The sequence below is a fragment of the Paenibacillus sp. genome (genome assembly GCF_035645195.1).
Taxonomy (GTDB): Bacteria; Bacillota; Bacilli; order Paenibacillales; family YIM-B00363; genus Paenibacillus_AE.
Genome location: NZ_DASQNA010000019.1, coordinates 47,202 through 55,094 on the forward strand (window position 1 = coordinate 47,202; position 7,893 = coordinate 55,094).

Below are 7,893 nucleotides of genomic sequence, written 5' to 3' on the forward strand. Positions count from 1 at the left end.
AGGAAGCCGGATTCACGTGGAATCCGGCTTTTGTTCATTTCAACTTTTTAAAGGACGGATATTTTCGATGAGAATGCTTTCCGTTCCACAACCAGGCGTTCCCCGATGATTTCGAAAGAGCCGCGCAAACGGATATCTTGAGAGGAAGCGCCGATCAACACTTCCATGGCCCCAGGTTCCACCACTTGCTCCATATTCAGATCATGGAAGGCTAGCTGCCGCATGTCGACTTCGCACGTCACTTGTTTCGTCTGGCCTTTCTCTAGTGTCAATCTCGCAAACCCCGCAAGCTGTTTCACAGGCCTTACGACACTGCTTACGCTGTCTCTAATGTAGATTTGGACGATTTCATCCCCGCGGCAAGAACCTACATTTTCGATTGTAAACGAAATGGTAACCGCTCCGTCGGATCGAACCTGATCGTCGAGCTTCAAATGGTCGTACTTAAACTGCGTGTAGCTTAAGCCATGTCCGAACGGGTATAGGGGAGTATTCTTATCCATGTCGATATATTCCGCCCAAGTATCCAGATCGACGTAAAAAGGCAACCGGCTATGATACATTGGGATTTGTCCTTCGTCCTTGACAATGGTAACCGGCAGTTTCCCGCTCGGGTTGCATTTCCCCGTGAGAATGTTCGCAATCGCATGAGCGCCCGTTTGGGCAGGCAACCATGCGTATAGGAGAGCTTGGCTCTTCTCGTTAACCAGAGGCGTCGATAGCGGTCTGCCATCTACAATGACGGACACGACCGGCTTTCCTAGCTGGAATACGGCTTCCATCATCTCGAGTTGCGGCTTCTCGAGACCGATGTTGTGATTATCCTTATTTTCTCCCGCAGTCGCCGCCGGATGACGCATACTCTCCTTCCCGCCTAACACAGCGATCACGAGATCCGCTTGCCGCACGGCATGTAGAACCGCTTCGATTCCGCCGTCGATCGGTTTATTGATTTCGCAGCCCTTGGCGTACAGGATATTTTCCTTCCCGAAATGTTCCTCTAATACTTCCTTCACGGAATGACAACTCGGGTAGTATTTATCTACGAACTCCTCCGTAGACGAGTATTCCTTATTCGAAGAGGACGTGCTTCGCTTCAACCCTTCGATGATCATCTGTTTTTGTTCCGGAGTAGGTTGATCATCAAACACAATGCCTCTTTGTTTCAACACGTCTTTATATTCTGAGATCATGACGGCATAAGCGTTTTTGAGGAAATTGTCTTCTTCCGATCGGTCGAAATCGGCGCTGGTCGTATTCGTCGTGCCTACGGAGGAGTACCCTCCGAAGAAATTCGTTCTGTCATCGGATGTGGGCCCGATCAGCGCAATCTTTAACGGTTTGTCCAACGGAAGAATTCGGTTTTCATTCTTTACCAATACAATGGATTTCTCGGCGATTTCCTTAGAAAGCTCTGCATTTTTCAAGTTGATAATTTCTTCTTCGAAATTTCCGATCTCGTATGGGTTTTCAAATAAGCCTAACGTAAATTTCGTCTCCAGAATACGCCTTACCGAACGATCGATATAGGCCTCATCCAGCTCGCCGCGTTCAACCGCCTCGACCAAATGTTTGTAGCAAACATTGTTCGGCTGCTCCACGTCCACGCCTGCTTGAAGAGCTAAAATGGCGGCTTCTTTCGGATCCTTCGCCACTCGATACCGCGCATGGGCGTGACTGATGACGCCATAGTCCGCCACCACCAGCCCATTAAAGCCTAATTTATCCCTAAGGATATCGGTAAGCAACCATTTGGACGTGGACACGGCTTGATCGTTCAGGATGCCATAACTATTCATGACGGCCATAGCGCCGGCTTCGTGAATCACGGCTTCGAACGGGAAACAATAGGTGTCGAGCAATTTCCTCTCGGCGATTTGCTGTTCACCGCCGTTCCTTCCGCCTTCGGCATTCCCGTAGCCTACGAAGTGCTTTACTCCAGCCATCACTTCGCGATCGCCTTGAACCCCTTTGGTGAAAGCTACGCCCATACGAGCGACTAAATAAGGGTCTTCCCCGTACGTTTCTCCGACTCGTCCCCATCTCGGATCTCTTGCTAAGTCCACCAGCGGGGAGTGTACAGCCCGGATCCCGTAAGCCATAAGTTGTTTTCTAACGACTTCACCCATCTTCTGCGCCAGTTCCGGCTCCCACGTCGCCGCAACATTGATGGATTGAGGGAACGTCGTGGCCCCCGGAATTTGAGCGCCGGCAATCCCCTCGTTGTGTACGAGCGCTGGGATGCCTAATCTCGTTTCCTCGACCAGGAATTGCTGCAATCTTCTGAGGGTAGCCCTGTCTTTTACGTTATTGCCCGTCAAAGAACTGTTTAAATAACTTAAGGTACCGATGCCCTCCGCCAGGTTTTTTTTGAATGTTTCCATGTTATCCGCTGCGCCCATGAGGATGGAACAGGTTAACTGGGCAACTTTCTCTTCCAACGTCATTCGTCCCAGCAAGTCATCGATTCGTTCTTGGACGGGCTTGCCGGCATCCTTGTAAATCACTGTAAGAGCCCTCCTTGAATGTAAACTATCTTATGAGACATTGTAGCAATACCAAATAAAAACACTTATACTATTGTTGTTTTTCTGGATCGAATGTTGTTTACTTATCCTATAAGCTATGTAATCATGTTTCTTTCGCCGGGGGAATGAATGAATGAGCGACGCCCAAGTCTTGCAAAGCCTCTCGGTTCGCTCCGAGTATGAGGCAGATTTTCCGGAAAAAAGCGCGAATCTGAAGCTGCTTTGGAAGGAGGCTCTGTTATCAGGCAACATGAATATGATTCATCAAGTCGCTTCTCAGGCCAAACATATTAAAGATATTGGAATCCTCATAGAGGAAGATTTGAATATAACAAAGCTGTATATCGCTTCGACCATCCCCACAATTGTTGACACGTCGATCCTCAATGGACTGCCCAAAGACGTGGCGGAAACGTACAAAAAGAATTATTATTTACAAATTGGAGCCTGCAACAGCAAGGAAGAATTGATTCGGCTTCACTTCCGGTTTGTTGAAAATCTTATGAAAGCGACCACCCAATATTCCGTCAAACGGTATTCGCCGATTGTGAAGATCGCCATCGAATATATTCATAACAACAAGTTCCGTAAGATCTACCCGAAAGACGTTTCCCGAGCCGTCAAGGTGAATCGAAGTTACCTCTCCAAAATATTCAGCGAACAAGTAGGCAGGACGATCACGGATTATATCCATCGGACGAAAATGGAGCTGGCCATCGAACTGATGCAAAGCAATTTGTATCGTTATAATGAAATCGCCGAGATGTTAGGGTATTCAAGTTACCCTTATTTCAGTAAAGTGTTTAAGAAGATGTACTCCAAGCCTCCGCATGCGTACATGGAACAATTGTAAAAAAAGGAATCGTCGGAAATAGGTTCGTTCGCTTCGTTCATGCTGAATAAAAGCTCACGGCGCATTTTTTCGCAGCGGGCTTTTTATCGCGTTGACGCTTACACATCGGAAAGGAAACGTTTAAAAAGTCGTGTAAGCGCTATATAAGTAGTCGGCATGCCGCAAGCGATTGAAAGCCGCGGATTGTACAATGGATAAAGAGCTGTGCTGGCTGTGTCGTATTTTGGTAAGGTTATATGCGACGCAGTTGTGTATGATGGGACTGAGCAAATGTTACGGGAGTTGAAGGGATGAACGCACGCGCATGGCAATGGGCAACGCTTTCCTTGCGAATCAAATTAGTATTCATCGTTCTTGTTATCACACTTCCGCTCATTGGAATGTTGATCTATAACAATTTTTATTCCATACATGTCGTTCGTAAACAGGTGGCGGATTCCTACCAAAATTCGCTTGGCCTCTATATGAACTTGATCGACGCAGGATTGAACGATGCAAGTTCATACATGAACACGCTTGCCAATGGCTATGATTTGGTTTCGCTGAACCAAGTGAGTAAGGAAGAAGACTATCAGATGGCCAAAGTGTATTTATTCAACAAGCTGTCCAAAGATCTTGCTTTGCATAGTACAGTAAGCTCGCTTTTTGTATACCATGCGGAGAAGCATGATTATTTCGACGTGTTTCATACGCGAAGGTATTCCTTCGAGGAGAGGGAGAATGTTCAACGCTACGTCATTGATTTGATTAGGGAATCGCGGTTCCCTAAGGTGATCCCGGAGGAGAGATGGCAGTACCATCGAATCGGGGAGCATTACTACCTCATCGATCTCGTCTCGGCAAGCGACACGTACCTGGGCGCATGGGTCAGAGCCGATGAGTTGATCGGACCCTTGCGGTCGATGGAGATCGGGAAGGGTGGCGGGATTATACTCGCGAGCGACGAGGGTGAACCTATCATGGATTCCCCTCTAGCGCTAGAGAGCATCGACCTGCGCGAGGGTCGGAATGAATATTATTTGTCCGGAGCGGATGAAAAATATTTGATTGTCGCAACGCCTTCCCGCAGAGGGAATGTTAACCTTCTCGCGCTCATTCCGGACCAGCATATTTTGGCGAATCTTCCGTATCTCCAGCGTATTATTTGGTTTATCACGATCGGTGCGCTAGTCGTTATTCCTGCAGGGTTTTATTTTATGAGAAAGGCGTTTTTGAATCCACTGGGTCGGGTCGTATACGCCATGCGAAGGGTTCGCGGCGGGGAATGGAGCAGACGGGTCGACCTGACGAAGTCCTCAGAGGAGTTTACGATACTTGCCGAATCGTTCAATTCGATGATGGACGAGATTGAACGGCTCCGCGTCAACGTGTTTGAAGAGCAGTTGAATAAGCAAAGGGAAGAGCTGCAACGGCTCCAACTGCAGGTGAATCCGCATTTCTTTCTCAACTCCCTTAACATTGTGTACAATTTAGCGAAGGTTGGAAACTTCGAACTCATTATGCAAATGACGATGGCGTTGATTCGCCATTTCCGATTTTTATTCCGCAGCAACACTTCGTTCATGAAGCTTAGGGAAGAGATTGAACATACTCGGAATTATTTGAATATCCAGTCGCTGCGTTTTCCCGGACAGCTCACCTGGAACGTCGAAGCCCCCGAATATTTAACGGACGTGCCGGTTCCTCCGTTAATTATTCAATCGTTCGTCGAAAATTCGATTAAGCATGGGTTTACTATGGAGCATCCGATTCATATCCATGTGAAGGTCGGTTTCGAAGACGAGGAGGAAGGGGCGAACATAAAAATTAGAATCGCGGATACGGGTCAAGGCTTCCACGAGGCGGTGCTTGAGGAGTTGCAGGCCGGTAACAGCGTGGAGAACGGAAGCGGGGAACGGACCGGGATCTGGAACGTGCAGCGGCGATTGCGCCTTTTATATGAGGATGACGTGAGCATTGTATTTTATAATGATAAGCTTACGGGAGGAGCGGTTGTGGAAATGATCCTTCCTACGAATCCGGAATTGGAGGAGGAATCGCTATGAGTTACCATTTACTGCTGGTGGATGATGAAATTCATGCGATTGAAGGCGTGAAAGCCGACCTCGACTTGGACGAGCTCTGCATTTCCCGATTGTTCACGGCTTATAACAATAAACAAGCGAGAGAGATTTTCGAGTTGGAAGCCGTCGATATCTTGCTTTGCGACATTGAAATGCCGAACGGCAGCGGCCTAGAACTGTTGTCGTGGGTACGGGAGCATCACCCGAATACGGCGACCATCTTTCTGACAAGCCATGCCGACTTTAAGTATGCGAAGGAAGCGCTGAAGCTGGGTAGTCTCGATTATTTGCTAAAGCCCGTGCTTGCCGAAGATCTGGCGAAAGCCATTCGAAGAGCGCAAAGCGTGATCGAGCAGAACAGCGAAAATACAAGGAATAGCCAGTCCCATCAATTATGGATGAACCACCATTCCTTGATCATCGAGAGGTTTTGGCTTGATTTGATCAATCATACGATCCCGAGCAACCAGTCGGCGATCTACGAGCAGATCGAGCGGAAAAATCTTCCGATTACGGAGAACGACTTGTTTCTCCCTGTCCTCATTTCGGTGCAACGATGGAACAAGGATTTAAAGCGGAGAGACGAAAGGATTTTGGAATATGCGTTAAAAAATACGGCGGAAGAAGTGCTGTTTTCCGCCAACATGAAAGGCATGTGCTTCTATCTGACTCGCGGAAAGCTGCTAGGGGTATTCTCTGCGCTCAGTTATGAGCACGACGGGGGCGTTGAGGGACTGTACGAAGCTGGCCGGAAGTATGTGGAGTTTTGCAGTCAGCATTTCTACTGTAATTTGTCTTGTTATATCGGAAGGCCTGTAACGGCCGTTGCCATGGCGGACATGGTGGCGGGCCTCAGAGAGAAAGACCGAAATAACGTGGCTCGCGTAAACCAGGTGTTTCCGTTCAGCGAAGCGGGAAAGACGGAGCAGCCGATTGCGCTTCCTGAGCTTACTGTTTGGTCTTCCTTATTGAAAAATGGCAAGAAGGAAGATGTTATTGGAGAAGTCGAGAAATATCTCGAACAGCTGGTAACGAGCCATGAGCTCGACGCCAAGACGCTTCGGCAATTTGATCAGGATTTTATGCAGGCGTTGTACTCCTTCCTGAATTCTGAGGGCATCCAAGCGCATCGCTTGTTCGGGGATGACGAGTCCTTACGATTATCGGAATACGCGGGACGTTCTGTAATGGATATGAAGCACTGGATTCATCACGCTCTCAATAAGGCTGTGAAGCAATCGGAAGCGGCGAAGGACACCGGTAATGTGATTGAATTCGTTAAGCACTATATTGCTAGCAACATTGACGAAGATCTGTCTCGAGAATTGATTGCGGAACAAGTTTTCCTCAATCCGGATTATTTGTCGAGAATTTTTAAGAAGGAAACGAACTATTCGATTTCCGAATATATCCTGTTGGAACGCATACGACTCGCGAAAGAGCTGCTGTCCCAAACGAATATCCCCGTCAGCGCGGTGGCGGTTTCTGTGGGGTATGGCAACTTTCCGCACTTCACTAGAATATTTAAAAAGTATGCGGGAGTAGGGCCTTCGGAGTATAGAAATCAATTCGGGGATCTTCGGTAACATCATTTTTTTCCGAAGGGGGCAGGACGATGGTACGCCATATGAAAATGGCCGGCATGTTACTCGCAATTACGTTGTTATCGGGCTTCGTTGCCGGATGCGTTATCATCGGTGAAACCAGCGACAGTCAGACTACATCCAATTCGGAAGATACAGATCAAACGACGGGGGCGGAGAATCTAGCAGGTCTAGAACCTTACGACTTAACGATGGCCGTACCGATTTTCGATACCAATCCGGCGGATATGGAGGCAGTCGAGGATGAACTGAACAAGCTGACGCAAGAGAAAATCAACGCAACGGTAACGATGCTCCCGATCAATATCGGCGTTTGGGGACAGCAGATGAATCTCATGATGTCCGGCGGCGAGAAGCTGGACGTGGCGTTCTCGATGGGAGCGGGCGGAATGTACCAAAGCGCGGCCGCAACCGGGAAGCTGTGTCCGCTCGATGAACTGCTGGAGAAATACGGGCAAGGCATCGTGGAGCAGGTCGGGCAAGAGTACGTCGAGGGTGCCCGATACAACGGCAAAATCTATGCCGTGCCTACCAATCGGAATTTCGGCCAAGCGGCGGCGCTGTTTATGAGGAAGGACCTGGTGGAAAAGCACAACATCGATGTCGCTGCCATCAAAACCATTGACGATCTGGACAATGTATTCAAAATCATTAAAGAGAATGAACCAGGAGTCGTTCCCTTAGCGGCCGGTCTCTCTTCTCCCCTGGAGTTTTACAGAACGTTCGACCGTCTCGGAGACAGCTATGGGGTGCTGCCCGGCTTCGACAACGGGATGAAGGTAGAGAACCATTACGAGCGGCCCGAGTATGCCGACTTATTGAACAAAGTTCGCGCGTGGTATAAG

The 7,893-nt window shown here is 48.5% G+C and carries 5 protein-coding genes; 4 read left to right on the forward strand and 1 reads right to left on the reverse strand.

Annotated elements, in window-relative coordinates; all coding sequences use genetic code 11:
- Positions 1-47: 47 nt before the first annotated feature.
- Positions 48-2,507, reverse strand: a complete 2,460-nt coding sequence (locus tag VE009_RS10965) for a glycoside hydrolase family 3 N-terminal domain-containing protein (RefSeq protein ID WP_325007504.1) — start codon at positions 2,505-2,507, stop codon at positions 48-50.
- A 154-nt stretch (positions 2,508-2,661) separates the two neighbouring features.
- On the opposite strand from VE009_RS10965, the gene VE009_RS10970 reads away from it, so the two are divergent.
- The 4 genes from VE009_RS10970 to VE009_RS10985 form a co-directional block, all read left to right on the forward strand.
- Positions 2,662-3,381 carry an AraC family transcriptional regulator gene (locus tag VE009_RS10970; RefSeq protein ID WP_325007505.1) on the forward strand — a complete coding sequence of 240 codons (720 nt, stop codon included), beginning with the start codon at positions 2,662-2,664 and terminating at the stop codon, positions 3,379-3,381.
- A 290-nt stretch (positions 3,382-3,671) separates the two neighbouring features.
- On the forward strand, positions 3,672-5,426 hold the full coding sequence (locus VE009_RS10975) for a sensor histidine kinase (protein ID WP_325007506.1): 1,755 nt from the start codon (positions 3,672-3,674) through the stop codon (positions 5,424-5,426).
- Positions 5,423-7,030, forward strand: a complete 1,608-nt coding sequence (locus VE009_RS10980; RefSeq protein ID WP_325007507.1) for a response regulator — start codon at positions 5,423-5,425, stop codon at positions 7,028-7,030. The genes VE009_RS10975 and VE009_RS10980 overlap by 4 nt, the downstream gene beginning before the upstream one ends.
- Before the next feature lie 29 nt (positions 7,031-7,059).
- Positions 7,060-7,893: extracellular solute-binding protein (locus VE009_RS10985; RefSeq protein WP_325007509.1), on the forward strand; the 834-nt coding region annotated here is incomplete at its 3' end.